The 21,836-nt window shown below is 59.6% G+C and carries 19 protein-coding genes and 1 tRNA gene; 7 read left to right on the top strand and 13 right to left on the bottom strand.

The features are described from left to right. The first annotated feature begins 56 nt into the window (after positions 1 to 56). Together QWI75_RS10610 and QWI75_RS10615 are read left to right on the top strand one after the other, a co-directional pair. Complete coding sequence (locus QWI75_RS10610) at positions 57 to 1,409, top strand: 2-dehydropantoate 2-reductase (protein ID WP_289268551.1); 1,353 nt, start codon at positions 57 to 59, stop codon at positions 1,407 to 1,409. A 92-nt stretch (positions 1,410 to 1,501) separates the two neighbouring features. After that, on the top strand, positions 1,502 to 3,226 hold the full coding sequence (locus QWI75_RS10615) for an ABC transporter ATP-binding protein (protein WP_289268552.1): 1,725 nt from the start codon (positions 1,502 to 1,504) through the stop codon (positions 3,224 to 3,226). 35 nt (positions 3,227 to 3,261) lie between these two features. Here the strand turns inward: QWI75_RS10615 and QWI75_RS10620 are convergent, their stop codons facing one another. The 3 genes from QWI75_RS10620 to QWI75_RS10630 form a co-directional block, all read right to left on the bottom strand. Beyond that, positions 3,262 to 3,648, bottom strand: a complete 387-nt coding sequence (locus QWI75_RS10620) for a type II toxin-antitoxin system VapC family toxin (protein WP_289268553.1) — start codon at positions 3,646 to 3,648, stop codon at positions 3,262 to 3,264. Beyond that, positions 3,645 to 3,893, bottom strand: a complete 249-nt coding sequence (locus QWI75_RS10625; RefSeq protein WP_289268554.1) for a type II toxin-antitoxin system Phd/YefM family antitoxin — start codon at positions 3,891 to 3,893, stop codon at positions 3,645 to 3,647. The genes QWI75_RS10620 and QWI75_RS10625 overlap by 4 nt, the downstream gene beginning before the upstream one ends. A gap of 80 nt (positions 3,894 to 3,973) precedes the next feature. Continuing rightward, the gene (locus QWI75_RS10630; RefSeq protein WP_289268555.1) at positions 3,974 to 5,299 is read right to left on the bottom strand and encodes an MATE family efflux transporter; all 1,326 of its coding nucleotides are present in this window, start codon (positions 5,297 to 5,299) and stop codon (positions 3,974 to 3,976) included. A 108-nt stretch (positions 5,300 to 5,407) separates the two neighbouring features. Between QWI75_RS10630 and QWI75_RS10635 the strand changes: the two genes are divergently transcribed. Beyond that, positions 5,408 to 6,886: a DUF2779 domain-containing protein gene (locus QWI75_RS10635; RefSeq protein ID WP_289268556.1), complete on the top strand. Its 1,479-nt coding sequence runs from the start codon at positions 5,408 to 5,410 to the stop codon at positions 6,884 to 6,886. Between the two features lie 60 nt (positions 6,887 to 6,946). Here the strand turns inward: QWI75_RS10635 and QWI75_RS10640 are convergent, their stop codons facing one another. Both QWI75_RS10640 and QWI75_RS10645 read right to left on the bottom strand, forming a co-directional pair. Continuing rightward, positions 6,947 to 7,999, bottom strand: a complete 1,053-nt coding sequence (locus QWI75_RS10640; RefSeq protein ID WP_289268557.1) for an agmatine deiminase family protein — start codon at positions 7,997 to 7,999, stop codon at positions 6,947 to 6,949. Then, positions 7,996 to 8,874: a carbon-nitrogen hydrolase gene (locus QWI75_RS10645; protein ID WP_370693566.1), complete on the bottom strand. Its 879-nt coding sequence runs from the start codon at positions 8,872 to 8,874 to the stop codon at positions 7,996 to 7,998. The genes QWI75_RS10640 and QWI75_RS10645 overlap by 4 nt, the downstream gene beginning before the upstream one ends. Before the next feature lie 471 nt (positions 8,875 to 9,345). Between QWI75_RS10645 and QWI75_RS10650 the strand changes: the two genes are divergently transcribed. The 3 genes from QWI75_RS10650 (at position 9,346) to QWI75_RS10660 (ending at position 13,590) form a co-directional block, all read left to right on the top strand. Beyond that, a complete protein-coding gene (locus QWI75_RS10650) occupies positions 9,346 to 11,484 on the top strand; it encodes a DUF5050 domain-containing protein (protein ID WP_289268559.1) in 2,139 nt (712 codons plus the stop codon). Positions 11,485 to 11,910: 426 nt separating this feature from the next. Then, positions 11,911 to 12,780: a hypothetical protein gene (locus tag QWI75_RS10655; protein WP_289268560.1), complete on the top strand. Its 870-nt coding sequence runs from the start codon at positions 11,911 to 11,913 to the stop codon at positions 12,778 to 12,780. A 111-nt stretch (positions 12,781 to 12,891) separates the two neighbouring features. Then, positions 12,892 to 13,590: a hypothetical protein gene (locus QWI75_RS10660; RefSeq protein ID WP_289268561.1), complete on the top strand. Its 699-nt coding sequence runs from the start codon at positions 12,892 to 12,894 to the stop codon at positions 13,588 to 13,590. Between the two features lie 470 nt (positions 13,591 to 14,060). On the opposite strand, the gene mazF is transcribed toward QWI75_RS10660, so the two are convergent. From mazF to QWI75_RS10680, 4 genes are all read right to left on the bottom strand, one after another. Further along, the gene (gene mazF / locus QWI75_RS10665; protein WP_289268562.1) at positions 14,061 to 14,402 is read right to left on the bottom strand and encodes an endoribonuclease MazF; all 342 of its coding nucleotides are present in this window, start codon (positions 14,400 to 14,402) and stop codon (positions 14,061 to 14,063) included. Beyond that, entirely contained in the window at positions 14,399 to 14,641 is a 243-nt protein-coding gene (locus QWI75_RS10670; RefSeq protein ID WP_289268563.1) for an AbrB/MazE/SpoVT family DNA-binding domain-containing protein, read from the bottom strand. The genes mazF and QWI75_RS10670 overlap by 4 nt, the downstream gene beginning before the upstream one ends. Positions 14,642 to 14,792: 151 nt before the next feature. After that, a protein-coding gene (locus QWI75_RS10675) for an IS3 family transposase (RefSeq protein WP_289268564.1) occupies positions 14,793 to 15,919 on the bottom strand; the annotation gives its coding sequence in 2 pieces (ribosomal slippage) (positions 14,793 to 15,673 and positions 15,673 to 15,919; 1,128 coding nt in all). Between the two features lie 883 nt (positions 15,920 to 16,802). Then, a tRNA-Ser gene (locus tag QWI75_RS10680) sits at positions 16,803 to 16,892 on the bottom strand. A 19-nt stretch (positions 16,893 to 16,911) separates the two neighbouring features. On the opposite strand from QWI75_RS10680, the gene QWI75_RS10685 reads away from it, so the two are divergent. Continuing rightward, on the top strand, positions 16,912 to 17,763 hold the full coding sequence (locus QWI75_RS10685; RefSeq protein ID WP_289268565.1) for a 4'-phosphopantetheinyl transferase family protein: 852 nt from the start codon (positions 16,912 to 16,914) through the stop codon (positions 17,761 to 17,763). A 16-nt stretch (positions 17,764 to 17,779) separates the two neighbouring features. Here the strand turns inward: QWI75_RS10685 and tadA are convergent, their stop codons facing one another. The 4 genes from tadA to QWI75_RS10705 form a co-directional block, all read right to left on the bottom strand. Next, the gene (tadA, locus tag QWI75_RS10690) at positions 17,780 to 18,280 is read right to left on the bottom strand and encodes a tRNA adenosine(34) deaminase TadA (protein ID WP_289268566.1); all 501 of its coding nucleotides are present in this window, start codon (positions 18,278 to 18,280) and stop codon (positions 17,780 to 17,782) included. A 197-nt stretch (positions 18,281 to 18,477) separates the two neighbouring features. Next, the gene (locus QWI75_RS10695; RefSeq protein WP_289268567.1) at positions 18,478 to 19,641 is read right to left on the bottom strand and encodes a nucleotidyltransferase family protein; all 1,164 of its coding nucleotides are present in this window, start codon (positions 19,639 to 19,641) and stop codon (positions 18,478 to 18,480) included. Positions 19,642 to 19,647: 6 nt separating this feature from the next. Next, positions 19,648 to 20,649, bottom strand: coding sequence for a phosphoenolpyruvate carboxykinase (ATP) (locus QWI75_RS10700; protein WP_289268568.1), 1,002 nt, complete (start codon positions 20,647 to 20,649; stop codon positions 19,648 to 19,650). Then, the gene (locus QWI75_RS10705) at positions 20,646 to 21,815 is read right to left on the bottom strand and encodes a 50S ribosomal protein L11 methyltransferase (protein WP_289268569.1); all 1,170 of its coding nucleotides are present in this window, start codon (positions 21,813 to 21,815) and stop codon (positions 20,646 to 20,648) included. Before QWI75_RS10705 ends, QWI75_RS10700 begins: the two co-directional genes overlap by 4 nt. Positions 21,816 to 21,836 lie beyond the last annotated feature (21 nt).

The raw sequence follows: 21,836 nt of genomic DNA on the forward strand, positions 1-21,836 counted from the left end.
GTTTTCTCCTCCGTGCTATAGTACCGCTCTCATTTGTCTCGTCGGGGGGATGAATCATGCGCAATGTGATGATCGTGGGGGCAGGTTCCGTGGGCGGTTTCTTCGGGGCCCATCTCGCCAAAGTCAATCCGAACGTCTCGTTCCTATTGCGGTCCAGGACCCTGGCGGCCGTGAAGGCGCGCGGCCTGACCATTCGCAGCGCCGGAGGCTCGTTCACAGTGCATCCGCCCGCCGCCTCCGATCCCAGGGAATTGTCCGCACCGGATCTGATCATCCTGTCGGTCAAGGCCTACGACCTCGACGAGGCGATGGCGCAACTGGAGCCGGTCATGACCGAGAAGACCGTCTTGTTGACCCTGCAAAACGGCGTGGATACAGAGGACCGGCTGATCGCCCGGCTCAAACGAGATTGCGTCGTCGGCGGGGTGGCGTTCATCTATTCCAAAATCGCCGAGCCGGGCGTGATCGAGCACTATAAGAAGGGCGCGGTGGCGATCGGCGAGCTGATGGGGCACGAGACCGAGCGCCTGTTGCAGATCCGCGATCTCTTTGCACAGGCCGGCATTCCCTGCCAACTCTCCAAGGACGTACGACGCAGCAAATGGGAGAAGATGTGCTGGAATTGCGTGTTCAACCCGCTCACGGTCCTCGTCAACGATCGGGTGGCGAAGGCGCTGGACCATCCGGAACTGTTGCGGGTCATCCATACGATCGTCCAGGAAGTCATGGCGGTGTCGGCCGCGCTGAAGGTGCCGCTCGCGCCGGACATGGCGGACCGGGTCGTCAAGTGGTCGCAGGAGTTGCGGGACATCCATACCTCCATGTACGACGATTGGAAGGCGGGCCGGCCGACCGAGATCGACTACTTGAACGGCTACATCGTACAAAAGGCACGCGAACTCGGCATCCCCACGCCGGTCAACGAGGCGTTGACGGCGATGATCAAGGTTGTGACCACCAAAGACCGGACAGGACCGGGCATCCTCCGGATCGACGGGGCCGTGGTCCAACCGGTGACCCTTGATCGACAGGCAATCGGTCAATTGCCGCAGGACCACCAGGTGGCCGACGTCGGGACCGTCACGTCGGGGATGAAGGGGCGGGCGATCAGGGTGAGCGGACTGCTCAACGTGCCGGCGTTGGAAATCGAGGCCGATCATGTGACGTTTCATTCGCTGGACGGCAGGTACGCCGCCACCTTGACGTTGCAGCAGGCGCGCGAGCATGGGTTGCTCATTTACGAACTGGATGGAGAGCCCTTGCCTGATGCGAAAGGCGGTCCGTTCAGATTGGTCACGCCGGGCCTTGGCGACCTCTGTGCCAACGTGAAGGGCGTCGGCCGGATCGAAGTCCGTGTGGGAACCGGCAAGGACACGAGACCGTCCCTGACAGAACGGACCCATTGCTGATAGGGCCAGCCCGCCTGAGAAAAATCTTCGAACGGTCTGTCCCGCGCACGCCGATGTTGTATCATGAGGGAACGATCATTCATTAAGGCCTCGTGAAGTCCCTCTTACGCGTCCTCTACTATCTTCGTCCCTACCGGTGGCTGGCTGCGGCCACCGTGCTCTGCGCCGCCTCGGCGACCGCCATGGAGCTGGTGCCCCCCTGGTTCATCAAGGTCGTCATCGACGACGTGATCCAGGCGAATCAACCCTCCTTGCTACCCTGGATACTGGCCGGCCTGGTGTTGGCCTACGGGTTAAAAAATCTGTTTGCGTCCTTTCGGATCAGGCTGAACAACCGGCTGGAGCAACAGGTCGTTCACGATCTGCGCAAGGAGGTCTTCGCGGCGCTCCAAAGGCTGTCGATCAGCTATTTTGAGAACCGTTCCACCGGCGAGATCATGTCCCGCATCTCCAACGATACGGAGCATGTCGAGCGGATCTTCATCGACGGCCTGGAGGGAGTGCTGACCGCCTCCCTGACCCTGCTGGGCATCATGGTCATGCTGGTCAGTCTGAATTGGAAGCTGGCCTTATTGGCCTTGGTGCCGATCCCGATCCTCGTCCTTTCCGCAAGCCGCTTTACGACCAAGGTGCATGGCTACTATCACCTGGTGAGGAAGGGCTTGGCTGAGCTGAATGCCTACCTTCAGGATGCGATCTCCGGGATCCGTGAGTCGATGGGCTTTAACCGGCAGGCCTACGAGCAGGGCCGCTTTAATCGGCTAAGTCAGGAGTACAGCCAGAGCAACCTCAAGGCCATGTACCTCTGGTCGGTCTATTCCCCCAGCATGATCTTTGTCGGAAGCCTGGGGACGGTGTTGATCCTGTGGTACGGATCGGGCGAGGTGCTCGCAGGCCGCTTGACGCTCGGCGAGTTGGTCCTGTTCCTCTCGTACCTGGCTCTGTTCTACGTGCCAATCAACCAAATCCATTCCGTCAACCACATGCTGCAACATGCCTTGGCTGCGAGCGAGCGCGTGTTCGAGGTGCTCGATACAATTCCAGAGGTGACAGATAAACCAGGCGTAGCGGCCCCGGCCGATCGTCTGGAAGGCGACGTCCGGTTCTCCCGGGTCCATTTTTACTATCGGCCGGATGTGCCGGTCTTGCGGGACGTGACCCTGTCCGTGAAAGCCGGGGAGCGGGTGGCGCTGGTCGGGCCGAGCGGGGCCGGCAAGAGCACCCTGTTGAAGCTGCTGATGCGGTTTTACGACGTGAAGGGCGGATCGGTGGCGATCGACGGGTACGATGTCCGGGATCTGCCGCTGGCCTTTCTCCGGAGCCAGATCGGGCTGGTGCAGCAGGAACCGTTTCTCTTCAACGGGACCGTGCGCGAGAACATCGCCTACGGCGACCTCTCGGCCGATCAGTCCGGCATTGAGGCGGTGGCGAAGGCGGCGCGGGCGCATGACTTTATTCGGGCGTTGCCGGAAGGCTATGACACCTGGATCGGCGAGCGCGGTGTCAAACTCTCCGTGGGGCAAAAGCAGCGGGTGTCGATCGCCCGCGTGCTGCTCAAGAATCCTCCGATTGTCATCTTTGACGAAGCCACGTCGAATATCGACACCGAAACCGAGGTGAAAATCCGCGAGGCCCTCAGCGAGCTGACCAGGGGACGGACCACCTTCATCATCGCCCACCGGCTCTCGACCCTGCATGACGTCGATCGGATCATCGTGTTGGACCACGGGCGGATCGTCGAGGAAGGCACGCACGACCGGCTGATGGAGCGAGGAGGGGTCTACGCAGGCCTCTACGGGGCTCAGTTCCAGGTGTGACTTCAGGGCTGCTCGATGCGGCAGCGGGTGCGTTCCTACCAGACGGTTTTCACCGCATATTGTGTAATCAACGGGTCAGGGGTCAGCAAGGTGAGTTCATGTTGGATGGCCTGACAGATCAATATACGGTCAAAGGGATCCCGATGAAGCGCAGGAAGGCGATGGATGTAAAGCACGGCCTGCTCCTCAAGTGCCAGTGGAACGATGGCGTGGCGTTCGCGTTGTTCCGGGATAAACCGTTCCGGCGTCTCAGGGAGAGGGAGTTTGCCAAGGCTGAACTTGACCGCCATTTCCCAGACCGAAACAGCACTGAGATAGGCTTCGTTGGCCGGATCGGTGAAGAGATCCTTTGCACGGCCCGACAGGGCTTGATCGTCGGTAATTATCCAAAGAAACGTGCAGGTATCTAACAGCAGCTTCATCCTGTCTTGCCGGAGAACGAATCGAGGAGATCGTCTGGCAGCGGTTCAAAGAACTCCTTGGGGATTGTGAAAAGCCCTTTGGCCAATCCAAGCGGGCGCTTGCGAGCGGGAGGCGCCGGCAAGGGACGAATCTCCGCGATCGGTTGATTGCGATTGCAGACCACGATTGTTTCCCCTTGTTTTTTCAATTTAGCCAAGTAATGGGAGAGATGGGTTTTGGCTTCGTGAATGTTGATCTTAATCATGACCATATAGTGGATCATCATAGAGACTAAGTCAAGCTTCCTCACATGACTTGCTCCGATCGGACATGTCAGCGTCAGAGCTACCGAATGACCTTGATCCGCTGCCACCGTTCGGAGCGATAGCGCCAGATGAGCAGCCCCATGCGCACGGTCCAGTCGATGACCATGCCCCACCAGACCGCGATCACCGTGCCGGGAAGCAGGTGCGACATCGCGTAGGCGACCGGAATCCGCACGCCCCACATCCCGACAAACGTGGCCCCCATGATGAAGCGGGTGTCGCCGGCTCCGCGCAACGAGCCGGACAGGACCATCGTGAGCGCGAGCGGGATCTGGATCAGGGCCACGATCTTGAGAAACGACGTGCCGAGCTCGATCACCGCGGTCTCGTCGGTAAAGAGGCGGAGCAGGGCGTAGGGAAAGAAAAAGAACACGATGCCCATCCCCGCCATCATGAGCGCCGCCTGGCGGTTCGCCTCCCAATTTTCCATCTTGGCCCGCTGATACTTGCCCGCCCCGATGCTCTGGCCCACCATCGAGGCGGCCGCGACCGCAAATCCGTAGCCCGGCAGAAACGACAGGGCTTCGATCGAGAGACCCACCTGGTGCGCGGCATAGGCGACCGTCCCGTAGGCGATCACGAGCTTGGTATAGAGCAGCACGCCGGCCTGTTGGACAACTCGTTCGCCGGAGGCCGGTGCTCCCACCTGCCAGGCGGACCGGAGCAGGTCCCACCGGACGCCGGCCGGCCAGTTCAACAGGTGGCGGCTCCGGCGGAGGAGAAAGAGGGCGCCGCCGAGCTCGGCGACGGCGGCGCCGATCGCCGCGCCCCGCACGCCCAGTAACGGGAAACCGGCTTTGCCATAGATCAAAACATAGGCCAGAGCGGCATAGACCGCGTTCACCATGATCAGCGCAAGGGCCGGGGTGCGGGTGTCGCCCGTGCCCTGGAGAACGGCCGAACAGATCTGAATGGTCACGGTGATCGGCAGGATCGCGAAGATCACGGTCACATAGGGCCGCGCCATGGTCACGACCGACGGCTCCGCGCCCAGGAGCCGCATCAGCATGGGGCTGAGCAAGGCCCCGATCAGGGCCAGGAGACCGGCGACCGCCAGGCCGATCAGCAGCAGGTGCGTGGCGGCGGCGCCGGCATCGCGGGTCCGGCGGGCGCCCCAGAGCTGTGCAACCAGCACGTTGCCGCTCACCGAAAATCCGGCAAGCAATGTGGTGGCGATGAAGATCAAGAGCTGGCTCAATCCCACCGCCGCGATCGGCTCGGCGCCCAGGCCCCCGACCAGAAACACCCCGAGAATGCCTTCGGCCCGTTGCAGGAGACTACTCACGGTCACCGGGAGCGCCAGGGTCAAGACCGACCAACGGATCTGATTCACGCGACCGTTCACAGGATCACCGTCCTACCAAGGCGGACACAGGGTGAGGCTGGACAGTATCACAAACGGTCTTGTACGTTGATCGGCATACGCAACTTCATTCTCCACGCGCCTTTCTCCATGGCCCGTCTTTCCAAATCTCGCTACCTCGCCGGCCTCCAATGCCACAAACGGCTCTATCTAGACATTCACGCGCCGGAGCTGGCGCGGCCGCCGGATGCGTCCACCCAAGCCATCTTGGACATGGGCTCGACGGTCGGCCAAACAGCCCGCGGGTATTTTCCCGGCGGCAAGCTGGTCGAGGCCGATTACCGGCACAAGCAAGATGCGCTCGACCAGACGGCGGCGCTGATGGCGGACCCGACCGTGCCGGCCATCTTCGAGGCGGCGCTGCTCTTCGAGCGCACGCTCGTACGGGTGGACGTGTTCCAGCGCGAAGAGCCGGCGGACGGGAACGGAGCGTGCTGGCGCTTGATTGAGGTTAAGTCCTCAGGTCGCCTCAAAGGGTACCACCTCGACGATCTGGCCATCCAAGCTTATGTCGCGATCGGAGTCGGACTTTCCCTGTCCGGCGTCTGCCTGATGCACCTCAATAGCGAATACCTCTATCCGGGCGGTGAGATCGATCTCACGCAGTTGTTCACCCTGTGCGATGTGACCGAGCTCGTCATGGACCGGCTCAAGGATTTGCCGGCCCGCCTGGCGGCGATGCGGGCGATGATCGAATCGCCCGCTTCTCCGGCGATCCAGCCCGGCGCGCATTGCCATACGCCTTATGAATGTCCCTATTGGGACCACTGCACACAAGCGAAACCAGCTCGCTGGGTGTACCATCTGCCGGGCCGGAAGACAACGGCGCAGGTGCTGATCGATCAAGGGGTGGAAACGATCGACGAGATTCCCGAATCCGTGTCGCTCACGATCATTCAGCGCCGGGTCAAGGACAACCGGGAATGGATCGGCCCGGCTCTGGCCGACGCCCTGGCCAGGGTGCGGTACCCCGTCCACCATCTCGATTTTGAAACGTTCATGCCGGCGATCCCGCGCTATCCGATGACGCGCCCCTATCAACTGATTCCGGTCCAGTGGTCCGATCATATCGAGACAGAGGCTGGGCGCCTCCTTCATCAGGATTATCTCTCTGAAGCCCCTGAGGATCCGCGCGAAGAATTCACACGGCGCTTGCTGGACTCGCTCGGGGACCGCGGGACGATCTGCGTCTATTCCCAATATGAACGGTCGGTGCTCGAACAGTTGGCCGAATTATTTCCACCGCATCGATCCGCCTTGCAGGCCGTCATCAAGCGCTTGTGGGACCTCTTGGCGATCGTCCAGGAGCATTACTACCATCCGGCCTTCGGCGGCTCCTATTCGATCAAGTCAGTGCTCCCGGCGGTGGTGCCGGGCTTGTCCTATGACGATCTCGAGATCGGCGACGGGGCGGTCGCGGCCCGCGAATACGTCCGGATGGTCTTCGAAGTCACCGACTGGGTGGAGCGACAGCGCATCGCGGACGCGCTGCGCGCCTATTGCGCGAGAGACACGTTGGGGATGGTCGAACTCAGGCGAGCGTTAGGGGAGAAGAGCAGGGGAGTGTGAAGGGGAGGGGTATATGCCCGATGGCAAGGCCTGAGGTGGCGTTGAATCGCTCCATGCTCCTTACAGAGGCTCCTGTTGCGTCGCACAGTGGAGCGTGCCCAGGCCCCAGACGAAATCGACGCAATGGATCCCCACGACGACGTGGCGAGGAAAGAGCTCGGCCAGCAGCCCCAGCGCGAGGCGGTCGTTCGGATCGTTGAAGGTCGGCACGATCACAACGTTGTTGGCGATGTAGAAGTTCGCATAGCTTGCCGGAAGGCGCATCCCATCGAACAGGAGCGGAGCCGGCATGGGTAGCGGAATCACATCCACCTTCCGTCCCGACGCGTCGCGAGCCGACTGGAGGCGCTCGCGGTTCTCGTTCAGGATCACATAGTTCTCGTCCTTGGGGTTCTTCTCCTCACAGAGCACGATCTGGCCTGGTCCGACGAAGCGGGCCAGGTCGTCAATGTGGCCGTGCGTGTCGTCCCCCGCGATGCCGCGACCCAGCCAGATCACCTGCGTGATCCCGAGCACCTCGCGAAAGACGCGCTCGATCCCCTCGCGGCCGAGGCCGGGATTTCTCGCCTGGACCGGCGACAGCAGGCATTCCTCAGTCGCCATCAGGGTTCCGCGGCCATCGACGTCGATCGCGCCCCCCTCCAGCACGACATCGCGGCGGCCGTGGACGACGCGGTATTCAGGGACATTCGCGGCCTTGGCGATTCGCGGGGCCACCAGGTCGTCCCTCTTGTGGTTGGGATACTTCGCCCACCCGTTGAACTTCCAGTGGGTGGCGATCCTCCCGCCGTCCTTATGTTTCACGAAGATGGGTCCAGAGTCCCGTGTCCAGACGCGGTCGGTCGGGATCCGGAAGAAGTCGACCTGCTTTAGGTCAACGGCGGCCTTCCGCAGCAGGCCTTTAGCCCGGTGTTCCATGGCGGCGTCTTGGACGAGGATGCAGACCCGTTCGTGGCGCGAGAGAATGCGGACGATTTCGGCATAGGCCCACGGGATGGCCGCGAACTTGCCAGGCCAGTCCGCCCGGTGGTGAGGCCAGGCGATCCACGTCGCGCGGTGGGGAGCCCACTCGGCGGGCATCGCGTACCCGCGGCGGGCGGGAGGGACCGTCATCGCTTCTCGAGGCTCCGCTCCGTGATCGGGCCGTACGCGTCGATCCGCCGGTCTCGCAGAAACGGCCAGTGCTGACGCGCGGTCTCAACGGTCCTCGGATCGACCTCCGCCACTAGCACCGCGGGCCGGTTCCTCGACGCCTCGGCGAGGATGCGTCCGTAGGGGTCGCAGATGAAGGAGGCGCCGAAGAACTCGATGCCCGCGGTCCTCGCCCCCTCGTGGCCCACGCGGTTGACCGCGGCGACGTAGACCCCGTTGGCGATCGCGTGCGAGCGCTGGATGGTCTGCCACGCGGAGATTTGCGACTCGCCCCATTCCTTCTTCTCGCTCGGGTGCCAACCGATTGCGGTGGGGTAGAACAGGACCGTCGGCCCGCGCAGCGCGGTCAGGCGCGCCGCTTCCGGGTACCACTGATCCCAGCAGATAAGGGTCCCGATGCGGCCGTGCTTGGTGTCGAACGCCTGAAATCCGAGGTCGCCAGGGGTGAAGTAGAATTTCTCGTAATAGAGTGGGTCGTCCGGGATGTGCATCTTCCGATAGGTGCCGACGTGGCAGCCGTCCGCGTCGAGCACCACCGCGGTGTTGTGGTAGATCCCCGCCGCGCGCCGCTCGAAGAGAGAGCCGACGATCGCGACCTTCAGCTTCTTCGCGAGCGCGCCGAGCGCGTTCGTCGAGGGCCCGGGGATCGGCTCCGCCAGCGCGAAGTTCGCGTGGTCCTCGCTCTGGCAGAAGTAGAGGCTGCGGTAGAGTTCGGGAAGACACACGACCTTCGCGCCCCGTTTTGCCGCGGCGCGGATCCCCTCCTCGGCCGCCGCCTGGTTCTCGCGCGCATCGCCCGTGCACCGCATCTGTACGAGCCCAATCTTAAGCGTCACGGTGTGCGAAGATAGCGCAACGGCGAGGAGAGCACAAGATTTCTCATCAGTTCGCTTGTACTTTCCGGAAGGACCATCACGGGGCGGCGGCCGGGGAGTATGTCCGGATGGTCTAGCCCACATTCTTCATGACGGTTCGTGACGTTCCACCCGTTGCTCTTTGATCGCAACGGGTCGCACGGCGGTTGCAGTAGAAGCGGTCATGAATATGTCAGCCAGGAAGTCACCGACCGGGTGGAGCGGCGGCGCATCACACACGATTTCCTGAAGAGCCGTCTTGAAAATTTGGGAAATTACGCGAGGCAACTAAATGGTCCAATTTCCCTAAGGAACCTTAGATGTTCCCTAAACGTGGTATTGCCTACATGCGTGACAGAGGTCGAGAATGCCCCGCTCTTCTCAGGGTTCCGAAACCTTGGAGAGACGAAACAGCCTGGTCCTACGGTCAGGAACTATTTGCGAGGGATGGAGATGAAAAACAACCGAATGGCCTCCGTTCAGGTCATGCTGGCGAATGCCTTGTTGTGCCTCGCAGGATGTAGTAGTGGAGGGGACCAAGGGACAAGCGCACCGCCTGTTTCCGCTGTGACAGCCGAAGGACTCTGGACCGGGACTACAACCACGGCTCGAACTGTCACAGGCATTATCCTAGACAACGGCAGTTTTTGGGTTCTCTACTCGGCGCCCAACAACAGCTCAATTATCGCAGGAGGTGTTCAAGGCACCTCAAGCTCCAGCAATGGCAACTTTTCTTCCATGGATGCACGAGACTTCAATCTTGAAGGGGGTGGAATAAATAATGCCACCATCGCAGGGAATTATGTGGCAAAGCAGTCGCTGAGCGGGACCATCACGTATCCATCATTGAACCAGGCCGTTGCATTTAGCGGTGTCTATGACGCTGCCTATGATCTAACCCCGTCTCTTGCCACGATCGCGGGTTCCTATTCAGGAACAGCCGCTGTTGTAGGGAGCATCGGCGAGTCTGCGACTGTGGCTATTTCACAGAGTGGTGCCGTTTCAGGTGTTGGGAATAGCGGCTGCACCTTTACGGGAACCGTCGCTCCACGAGCAAAGGGGAATGTGTACGACGTCACAGTCACCTTCGGGGGTGGTGTATGTTCTAACGGAAATAGCACGGTTACCGGCATAGGGTACTTCGACGCAGGATCGAATCGACTCTATAGTGCCGCTGTTAACAGCGCCAGAACGAATGGCTTCATCTTTGTGGGGACAAAATCCCCCGGCCCATCTCCATTGGCGAAAGTCATTCTTGGTCGTTCGACCAATGGGAATCTCGATATGTATCTCAGCAACATCGATGGTAGCGCAGTAGTCACGCTCGCGGCTGACAGCACAATCAGCGAGCGGTTCTCTCGCGTAGTTGGGAATCAAGTCATCTATCATACAAGCCCTGTGGGACCTCTTGTTCCTCGCGATATTTGGAAGGTCAATCTTGATGGCACAGGTGCCGCTCAGTTGGTCAGTACCGGGGCCGATGAATTCGCAAGTGGTGTGACAGCAACCTGGTTGGTGTATGGCATTTCCCAGACGATAGGCGGACTCAGGGATCTGGCCAGTGTAAGTCTTGATGGATCGACACAACGGGTTTTGGCAAGTAGCGGGGATGATGAATACTTTAGAAGTATCGTCGGCGAGCGGGTTATTTATGAACGACGGGTCGGGAGCCAGGTCAACCCGCAAAGCAACAACACGGACATCTACAGCATCAATGCTGACGGAACCGACGTTCGTCCGATCGCAACGACTGCCCTCGAAGAGTTCGATCAAGCCACGGTGGGAAACCGGCTCATCTTTGTGAGACGCAATGACCCCTCATCTCCCGCAGACCTTCTTATCGCGAATATCGACGGTACGGGTGCCCCCATTACGCTCGCCGGAAGTCCGGACAGTGAATTTTTCGGGGCTGTGGCGGGTAACCGTATGATTTACATGCGGGGAGTAGCAGGTGGCGGCCAGTTTGATCTCTATGCGGTCAATCTGGACGGTACGGGGACTACTCCGCTCTCCCTCAACCCAGGCAATGAATTCTTTGCTGTGGTGGTTGGTGATCGAGTTGTGTACGAAAGAACAGTGAATGGCCAAACCGATATCTATAGCGTCAACCTGAATGGTACTGGAGAAGTACCCCTGGCTACCGGTCCGGGAGATGAATTCACTGCTGGAGTCGCTGGCGACCGCATCATTTTCCGCCGCGATAATGGGGGCCAGGATGACCTCTACGCCATCCGAGCCGATGGCACGGGAGGAGAAGTAGCCCTTGTGACTAGTGCTCTCGATGAGTTATTCGCGGCTGTCGTCGGTGATCGCCTCATTTTTCAACGACAACAGCCAGGCAGCTCGCCGATTGGCCCACTGGACCTTTACAGCGTGCGGTTAGATGGAACGGGGTTGACACCCCTCGCAGCAAGCCAGGACAACGAGGACTTTGTTGGATCTCTAGGCAGCATGATCTTTTATGAGCGACGCACCGGCGGGCAGATCTCCTCAACCCCACGGGACTTGTTTGCAATACCGGCAGATGGCAGCGCGGCTCCAACTCCCTTCGCAAACACGAGTGCAGATGAGTTCTTTGCTGCTGCCTTTTGAGAGTAGGTGAGGTCAGGGATGATCAGCAATAATCAATCTGGTGACCTGTCTGCGTTCCGTTAACAGTCAGGCAGACCCTCAAGCTCTTGCTCTTGGATATTAGCCGTCGCCACGTCCTCGATTGTTACGGTTTCTCTAGGTGGAGGGAAGAGCCAGATATGTACCGCCTGCATGTTTTTGGTCAGGGTTACTCCTAGGGACGTAACGAGTAACACTGTCTCGCCAACCTCAGGGCTTGCTAATCCAGCGGCAGGGCCCCGCCTGTAAAGGCGGGGGAATCTATTGCTGCCAGCCAATTCAATTGCCTGCCTGTCCCTGGGACCGTACACAATCGGTTATGCGGAGTCTGCGAATGTTTACTTCACGGATTTCTCGCTCGATTCTATGTGGCTCCCCGCGGGCCAATTCGAGTATGCTTGCCCGATCATGGATTCGTTCGAATCACACTACCTGACTATTGCGACCTTTCGGGTTAAGGACACCCAGGTACCAAACGAGGTCGAGATCGATGACCGGGGATCTTTCAAGGCGACGATTAGAAAAGTGTGTATTTGTGGCTCCCCAGTTGAATTTGACCGGGACACAGGTAAGTGGCTCTGTTCCGCATCGGGTGCCGACCTGGACGTCAAGAAATGGAATTGCGTTCCGTTAATTAAGGGAGCGAATCTTGGGAACGTCGACGTTTCGGACTTGAAGCATCCAGACTGCACATCCGTAGTCACATTCGGCGAGGATGGTGACCTAATAGCACTCTTAAAAATTGAGGCCAAAGACCACTGGGTCATAAGTGATCCCCTACCTATCTTTGAATGTCTCAGTGTAAAGCCATTCGAGACCGACCTGTTACTTCGTTGGTTTCTCAATCTGGAAGACGACCTTAGCAGCGGCTTGTCGTTCGAGATTTTTTGGAATGTGGCTGACCCAAACCACAGACGGGTCGTTGAATGTCTAAATTCTTCGCAGAGCATCACTATCTATTTTTTGGACTCTAATTCTCTCGCCGTTATTGGTGCCGCCGTTCTGGAACTCTACCAACCATTGATCCAGTCCTCGGTGAAGCAGGCATTTGCCTTAATTGCTGCTTTGCCAAAAGATGAAAATGCGCGCCGGGAACAATTGAGTGCATTGGCCCTTGGTCAGGAAGCCTCAATGTTCAGCCTCGCAGACAAAATGGGGATTTGTCCCGTCGCAACTGGCTACATGTTGGACTCTTCTTCTCTTTCCCTGGAGAAAATCGCCGAGATGTCTGAACACATGAGAAACTGCCCGACCTGCAAAAGACTCCAACATTCCTAACTGGGGCTGAACGGTGACGGAACTATCCTTTCCAATCTGTTTTTGTTAGTTCTCTCTCCTCTGAACTTTATCCGTAATCGTGAGGGCACGGATTCGGCCAGATCGCGATTGATGGTTTCTGAAGTTAGAGAGGCTGCTATGTCCCATAGATTTCCAGAACTCAATCTACGCCGTACAGGTAGACAAGGCGATCCGATTGCTCGTTTTACTATTCATCAATTTCTCTCACAGCATTACATCAATCTGTTTACCAAACTTGAAGAATATCTGACTTCGGAAGGCGAACAGTATTGGGCTGACATTCAAAAACTCTCCCGACGAAGCGCCAGAGAAGATTTGAATTCATGGGCCTTTGCCACCCTTTATCCAAACACAGTTCGTTATGCCATATTCATCTCGCTTTACAACCAGTTCGAGTTCGCTATGAACGAGGCGTGCACCGAATTGGAAAAGGATTATCCAAACGATGTGAAGCTGTCGGATTTGAAAGATAAAGGAATCAATCGTGCCTATACCTACATCAAGAAGGTCGTTGGGATACCGCAACCATTCGAAGCGGCCTCCTGGAAGAAACTCAAAGATCTTAATGCTCTTCGGAATCTCATTGTTCACAATGATTCCAACATCACCGATAAGAACCGACAGGTTGAAGCCATAAAAGCAATTGAAAGAATCAGTGCCTGGGCACCCGTAACCATGCAAGAAACCAAAGTCGTTCTTTCCAAGGATTTCATGGAACGAGTGAATCGTTTTCTTTATGAACAGGTCCAGTACATCGGGGAAAAGCTACAGGCGGCGGGATGGGAGTGAGGTAAGCTTGACCAGCCTCATTCGTCGATCCATTTCTTGTGGGTAAAGTGTAGGTAGCGATAGGTGTACGATCGAGTCTTACTGGGATTGAAAGGAAGGGCGGAATCCCTGGTGGTGTTTATCCGCGGGCGGCAATGAAGAAGGCTGCGCCTGAAGAGCCGGCGGTTCAACCGAAGGTCGGTTAGAAGAGAAAAGACACTTGAGGTGTCTCTCCGGTGGCGTCAGTTACGATAAGGCGCAAAATAGCCACCGGTTCAAGCGAAGCTTGGTATAGAGGAGCTACGCCCGGTGAGCGGCGGGTACAACCGAGAGATCGGAAGGATGTTAAAACAAATAGGGTCAGGCATGAGTATTGACTTACAGAGGCCCCGAGAAGAACCAGGAGGACGAAGGCCGGGCTTCTCATTGTTTCCTTCTCAACGCTCTCCGAATCGCCTATGCATCAGAGTTAGCGATAACCCTTGTGATTGTCACAGCAACGTCTGAAGTTTGCTGAGTGTATCCGCGATCACGCCAACCGGGGCAGTCCCTTTTTTCACCGCTTTCCGGGCTTTCCAATCCAGACTCTTAACCTGGTCCGCGAGCACGACACTTTTCTGATCCGGTTCACCCGGAATCACCACCTCGAAGGGATAGTCCTTCCGCTGACTAGTCATCGGGCAACACAGCATGAGCCCGCTGCGGCGATTGTAGCTGGCCGGAGAAAGCACAAGGGCTGGTCGATGTCCGGCCTGTTCATGGCCCACTTGTGGACTAAACTGCAGCCAGACGATGTCGCCACGGTCCGGCACATAAGGCCGCCGGCTCTTCACAACGCCTCTCGGCCCACTGGCCCGCCGAAGTCAATCTCTCTGTGGACGTTACGCGGGGTGATCCGCCTGACCAGATCTTCGAGCCGATAGACACGACGCAAGTGCGGCCTTAGCACAAGCGCGCCTTTTCGTACTTCGATCTCCAGATCATCTTTCACCTTGAGCCCCGCCTGCTGGGCAATGCTCTTCGGTACTCGGATGGCCAAGCTGTTGCCCCACTTCTGGGCGGTGGTTTTCATCTCTGCCGACCTCCATTCCTTAGAGTAGATACGGTGTAGATACTACTTGAGATCGTAAAGCGGTTCAATCGAGGCAAACCGACCAGTGAGGTGGCTCCGCTTGTTTGGACAGAATCTTTCAGTTCTTAAGTGGCGCCTCGCGGTGTTTTGCCTACGCGGCAGTGTGCCGTGCGGGCAGGTTGTCAAAGTACACGCGATCCGGCGTCCGCCCGTCAAGAGCCCGATGGGGTCTCGTCTGGTTATAGAAAGTCAGGTAGCGTCCTAACCCCTGTTGGGCCGTGGTAACGGTCTCGTAGGCGTGGAGATAGACCTCTTCATATTTGAGGCTCCGCCACAGCCGTTCGACGAACACATTGTCGCGCCAACGCCCGGTTCCATCCATACTGATCTGAATGCCGTGGGCTGTCAGAAGCCCGGTGAATTCCTGACTGGTGAACTGACAGCCTTGATCGGTGTTGAAGATCTCCGGGCAACCATACCGGGTGATCGCCTCCCGCACGGCTTCCACGCAGAAGTCCGTCGTCAACGTATTGGACAGCCGCCACGCCAGCACCCGGCGACTGGCCCAGTCCAGGATGGCACAGAGATAGACGAAGCCGCGCTGCATCGGGATGTAGGTGATATCCGCCGCCCACACGTGGTTCGGACGCGTGATCGTGAGCTGGCGCAGCAGATAGGGATAGATCCGGTGGGCGGGATGCCGGTGACTGGTGCGGGGTTTGCGGTAGACTGCCGTGATCCCCATGCGCCGCATCAGCGTCGCCACATGGCGCCGTCCGACTCCATGGCCCTCGCCCCGGAGGACATCCCGGAGCATCCGGGCGCCGGCAAACGGATACTGCAGATGCAGTTCGTCAACCCGGCGCATCAGGGCCAGCGTCTCCGACGACACCGGCACGGGCTGGTAGTAGACCGTGGACCGGGCCAGCTTCAGCAGTTGGCATTGCCGCCCGATTGGTAATTGATGCGTGCGATCGATCATCGCTTTGCGCTCAGCAAGCCCGCCTTGATGAGCGCGCCTTCTAAAAAATCATTCTCCAACGCCAGTTGCCCGATCTTCGCATGAAGCGTCTTGAGATCCGGTGCCTCCGACGACGGTTTCGTCCCGCCAAACACGTCCGCCGCCCGGCCCACCAGTTGCTGCTTCCATTCGGTGATCTGAGTGGGGTGGACGCTGAATTGCTCGGCCAACTCGGCGAGCGTCTTGTCGCCTTTGACCGCGGCCAATGCGACCTGCGCCTTGAAGGTGGCGCCATGATTCCGTCTCGTGCGTTTCATTGCCTCGCTCCTCTCGTCGGCCACCTCGCGGTGGCGGTGGTGAAGCCAGGCTACCACTTACCACACTGTCCGAATTTCCGGAGCCCCCTCTCAGAACAATCTCGTTCAATGCTGGAACGGGAAGAAACCTGAGCCGGGCCGAGTTTGACCGACACTTCAAAAGGGAACACGATAGGCCCCCGAGGAGGTACCACATTGGCCAACGACGACGGTTCACGCCAGAGTTCAAACGACGGGAGATCCAGTTGCTGAATTCAATCGTGGTATAAGATTGGGAAGGATGCTAACGGGGTTTCTCCGCTGGCGTCAATGAAGAGAGGCTACGCCTGAAGAGCCCGCCGTACACGCCAAGCAAGAGTCATCAGAAGGGAAAGAACACTGGTGGTGTTTCTCCGGCCGCGCAATGAAGAGGGACTTCGGCCGATGAGCGGCCGGTACAACCGAAGGTTGGTATGGCGGAGAGGGAGGGATATGAAGTCGCGCTCCTACAGAGGGGGCCAGCCCCCTCGTACGCTCTCCATGCGGGGGACACATCCCCCGCAGACCCCCTGTTCAAATCCCTCCCTCTTTACTTGCTTTCCGGCGATGAAATGGCTCCAATGGCGGACCAATCGAAAGGAAGAAAGGAATTCCTTGAGGTACTTCTCCGGCCGCCTAATGAAGAGAGGCTGCGCCTGAAGAGCCGGCGGCTCAAGCAACAAATCGGAAGGATGTTAAAGGTATTTCTCGGCGGGCGGCAATTGAGAGAAGCTGCGCTTGAAGAGCCCGCCGTTCACGCAAAGCGTGGTTCATGAGAAGGGGAAGAACGCTGGAGGCGTTTCTCCGGCGGCGCAAGGAAGAGCGGCTTCGCCGGGTGAGCCGCCGGCTCAAGCGAAGCTTGGTATGGCGGAGAGGGAGGGATTTGAACCCTCGGTCCAGTTACCCGGACACCGGTTTTCGAGACCGGCACGTTCGGCCACTCCGTCACCTCTCCGTTCTGGCCGTACAAGTCCGTGAAGATTACCTGGCGCGGCGGCAATTTTCAAATGGTTGTCATCGGCGGCCGTCAGTTTCCGAATATGATCGCGACAAGACCGAAACCGAATCGCGTCAGGCCGATTGAGGTGCCCGCGCTGGATGCCCGCTCGGTGCACCTGTGGACGGCGGATGTCCGGACGTTCCGTCCCGTTGTTCGGCGATTCACTCGTCTCCTTTCGGCGGAGGAACGGAAGCGGGCGGTTCGTCTGGCCGATCCGGCCCATCGGATGCACTTTATCCTCGCGCACGGATTCTTGCGTCTGGTCCTGAGCCGGTACCTCCATGCGCAACCCGAGCGACTGCGGTTTCAGTCCCACGCGAACGGCAAGCCCAGGCTGTTGAATGCAACCGACTCGTTATGTCTAGAGTTCAACCTGGCGCATTCCGGTCACATGACGATGATTGCCATAGCGAGCGGCCGGTCGGTCGGTGTGGATGTCGAGGCGCTGACTCGCCCGGTTCGGGCGCAGGCGATCGTAGAGCGATATTTTGCTCCAGCCGAACGGGCGCACTTTGCTTCGCTGCCCCGACCTCGCTATGAAAAGGAATTCATCCTGTATTGGACGGCGAAGGAGGCGGTGTTGAAGGCCACCGGTCTGGGCCTAGCCGGAGGCCTTTCACGCTGCGAGGTGATTGGTCATCCGGGAGGCCGTTCCGCGACAGCACGGCTTCAAGGGGAGGGGAAGGCGCGGTCCTGGCTGGTTCGATTTGTGCCGCTCTCGGTTGAGTGTCTCGGCGCCGTGGCTGCCGAAGGAACGGAATGGAGGGTTGGGCACTATCAACCAGACCTTCGTCTGATCCGTCGCTGGTTGGACGAACGGGAGTGAACAGGCTTGGGTGTGATCAGACCTCTGATTTCAGGCTGATGCGCTGGTCATTCCTCTCGCGCAGACTTCGAAAAAAACTCTGGAGCAGTTCCTGGCTTTCTGGTTCAAGCACCCTGCTCGCGACCTCGACCCGGTGGTTCAGCCGCTCATCCTGCGTGATGTTGAACAGCGAGCCGCAGGCCCCTGCCTTGGGATCCGGCGCGGCGAACACCAGCCGGGGAATCCGTGCCAGGACGATCGCCCCCGCGCACATCGTGCAGGGTTCGAGCGTCACATAGAGAGTCATGTCAGTGAGTCGCCAGGTGCCGAGCCTTGTGGCCGCCTCACGGATGGCGATCATTTCCGCATGGGCTGTCGGATCCTGCCAGAGTTCTCTGAAATTGTGAGCCTGAGCGAGAATCTTGTCGTTCCCGACCAAGATCGCCGCGATCGGGACTTCTCCGCGCGCAGAGGCGAGCCTGGCTTCATCGATCGCCAGTCGCATGTAATGGAGGTCTTTGTCGTGCAGGTCGTCCATTGATGAAGCTGCCTCCGAACCGAACTTTCAGGGTCTTCCCCTCTCCCATGGCCCGTTGCAATGGGAGAGCAACAGGCACCCCGGAGAGGAGCGGTGAGGGGTAAGCCCAGCGACACACATCATAACATGGGGTTGCAGACATGCGGAACAAGCGGGGGGAGGGTGTCGCCTTGCCAACGGCCGGTTGCTGGACAGGGTTATTTGAAGAATGTGAGCCGAGGCGAGAGGCGCGCGATCGAGGAACAGAGGCGCGCCAGCCGCCAGGTCGCGACGGACCAGGTCAGCTCCACTGAACGGCGCAGGTAGGCCCGGAACAGCGCCATCGGGGTGAAGGCGCCATAGCGCCAGCTCATGTAGTCCGGCGAAGGCCAGAGGAGCGAGCCAGCATAGCGAAGCTTGGTAAACAGATCCGGCAAGGACGCCAATTGTGCCCACTCCTCTCGCGGGCCGGCTTCTGCAAGAGGAGGGGACGCCGACTGGGCGCTGAGAGCAGCGGGATCGAGCACAAACTCCGAAAGCGGTGTCTCGCAAAGGTTCTGCATCTCCACCAGCGTCTCGCGCACCGTGGGCCACTGCCCGCTGTCGCGGGCAAGCTCACGCATAAGAGACCAGTCGAGGGTCTGGTTGTGGCGAATGAACCGGTCCAGTTCAACAAGCCACAAGAGCGGTTCCTGTCCGCCCTTATGACGCCAATGGGCGCACAAATGAATCAGCAGGTCCGGCGGGCTGATCGCCCAACCGGGCGACCCGTCGAATTCCCACTGTTCGGCTCGTTGCCAGACGCCCTCCATCTCGATCCGATCATGATCAGGCGGGTAGGCCAGGGTCCAATGGACATCCACAGAGAGCGGCGTCGGCGCCGACGCGACGAACGAGGTCGCGTAGGAAAACCTCCGGGCGAAGCCGGGTCGTTGTTCGATGTGGCGGTATCCCAGATCTGCCAACAGCGCGACCATCGTGCCAAGCAACCGTTTGGGGATGAGTAAATCGAGGTCGTCCATGGCCCTGATGGTCAGGGAGGGATCGAGCAGTGTCGCCAGGGCCGGTCCACGGAGGGGTGCGCAGGGAATGGCCGCGGCCGCGCAGCGTTTCAAAATGGTGGTCAGCGCGTGGGTGATCGAGAGGTGCCGCGCAGTGATTCTGGCGATCCGATCCCGCAACTCGTCCTGTGCGGCATCGGGCAACGATGCAAACAATCCTGTCCGGAGCAGGTAGTGGTGAAGCAGGGGAGTCAGGCGATGTCGCTCGGCCTGCTCGATCACATCGGGCCAGTCGGTAGGCGATGGGAGCCCGGCTGGTTCCGAACCGCGCGTAAGGCCGAGCGAGGCGACGAGCAATGGATGGAGGGTCCTTGTAATCATCGCTCGTCAGGATTGTGGCAGGTCCCGCCGGACGACTTGACGAACCTCATCCAAACGGTCATAGCGGCGGGGAACATTCAACCGTTTGACCGGGACCAGCTCGACGATGCGACCGAGGTCGTCCATTGCTTGGATCAGGCCTGCAGGGTCCATTATGTTCACCCGCCGCAGTGAGGTAAGCAGTTGCATCAGACCTTCGCGCGGGCTGAGCCTAGCGATGGCGACTCCGAACGCGCCAGTCTGTCCCCGACGTCGTTCCGGAAGGGGAGTAAGCTGGTAGATCCGGCGCACCGGATAAGCCCTGCGCGATCCTCCGGCTGCCAGTAGGACCGAATGTTTGAAGGACGAACCGAAGCGGATCGGTTCAGCGGGCCGGGACAAAGCGAGCCGGCGGAATGAATCTGACCAGAGCCTCAGGCTGGTGTAAGTAGGAATGGCCCAGACCGTTCCGAATCGTTCAGTGAGCATCACACAGTCGTCGCTGAGGAGATCAGCCCCATCGGCCAGGAAACTTGCCGCGAGCGTGGACTTGCCGGAGCCGGAGGGGCCGATAAACAGGCAACAGCCATGCTCGGTGGCAACCGCCGAGGCGTGAAGAACGGTCTTCTGTCTCAGCGAAAGGGCAAGAGGCAGCGCATGGTCCAGCAAGACGTGAGCGACATGCCGCTTGGTTGTCCGCCCGTCCGGTCGCCCTTGGACCGTTCGACCATCGGGATCAAGCAGAAAGTCTGCAACACCGGGGAATCGAAGCAGATAGCCTTGTTTCGTGAGGCCCGAGCACATCCAGGGCCGCCGCCTTCGCCCGATTCGGGCCAGCCAGCGGTCAGGCGGGGGAAACCGGGACGAGCGGTTCGAGAAGGTGACGGCGAGCGGAGCTTCCTGATCGGCTGCTTGGAACGAGTCGCGTGATTGAGGAGCGAGGTCAGGCAGGATCGTATCGCTGAGGACGGTCAGGTCGGCAAACGAGTACCGGTAGGGGACGTCCATGAGACGGCCCAGGACCGTCACCGGCTGTACCTGATCACGACCTCGGCGACGAAGGCCGAGGCAACAGCAAGATTGGGGAACAGATCCGGATGCCGACGCAGGACCTCCTGCTCGATCGCGGCGAGCGGGAGGCTGCCGTCGCAGCAGGCAAGCACAGTCTGTCTCGCCTCTCCCCAAGGAGTCAGGCGAGGGACAAAATCGGGCCTGGTGCGTTCAAGGTCTTCCCGGCTCAGCAACAGGCCCTGCATCGTCGAATGGGACGATTCCGCCAGGATGGTCCGCGGGCCTGGCTGGGTTGGTGATTCGGCACGCCAGACTTGCACTTTCCAGGACACGAGCGTCTGCGAAGGCAGCACCGTCATCGAGAGGTCGATCCGTTCGTCCTTCTCGACCGGAACCTGCCGGGCGATGGGAAAGAAGACGTTGCGGCGATTGATCCGTTGGGCGAAGAGCGGCGAGTTGGACAGTGTCACGCCGGGGGCGAGCTGCGCGACGAACCAGCCACCGATGCCGTGGAGCAGCCCAGGCCGTCCCACTGTCAATTCCGTACGAAACCGCAACGGCTCCGGCGCCTCTGAGGGATCGAACGAGACGGCCATGACGGAGGGACCGAGCAAATGATCCGGCTGGAGCTTGGCCGGATAGCCGCTGTTCAAGGCCGATAGATGGACTGGGCTCAGATCGAACTCGATTGGAGCTTCTTGCGGAGTCTGTTGCCAGAAGTCCACCTGGTTGCGGAGCGCCTGGTGTTCGACCGGAGCGACATGAAGATCGATTCGACCAGGGATCATCCGGCCGTGCGGCTTTAAGAAGCGCGCGCGGGCGTCGCGGAAATATTCGCAGATGCCGGCCTCGAACCCGAAGTGGCCGATCTGATCCGCCACGACCAGATCCACCGGCTCCGGCAACGTGACCTGGGTGGAAAGTCCCTTGATGAACCTCATTCGATCGGTGAAGCCATTCGCCTCGCAGAGGCTCCGCGCCACTTCGATCATGCCGCCCTCATCGACGGCGTAGACCCGCTTGGCGCCTGCGCGGCAGGCCAGCATTCCTAAGATCCCGGTGCCGGCGCCCAAATCGAGCACGACCGAATCCGGTGTGACGAGCGCTCCGATCGCCTGCCGAAAGGCGGCGAGGCGCGGGCCATCGCTGAGATATTCGCGATGTTCATCGATGATGGTCGACACGAGAGGGTCTCCTGTGGCGAG

Source organism: Nitrospira tepida (assembly GCF_947241125.1).
In the GTDB taxonomy this organism is placed as follows: Bacteria; Nitrospirota; Nitrospiria; order Nitrospirales; family Nitrospiraceae; genus Nitrospira_G; species Nitrospira_G tepida.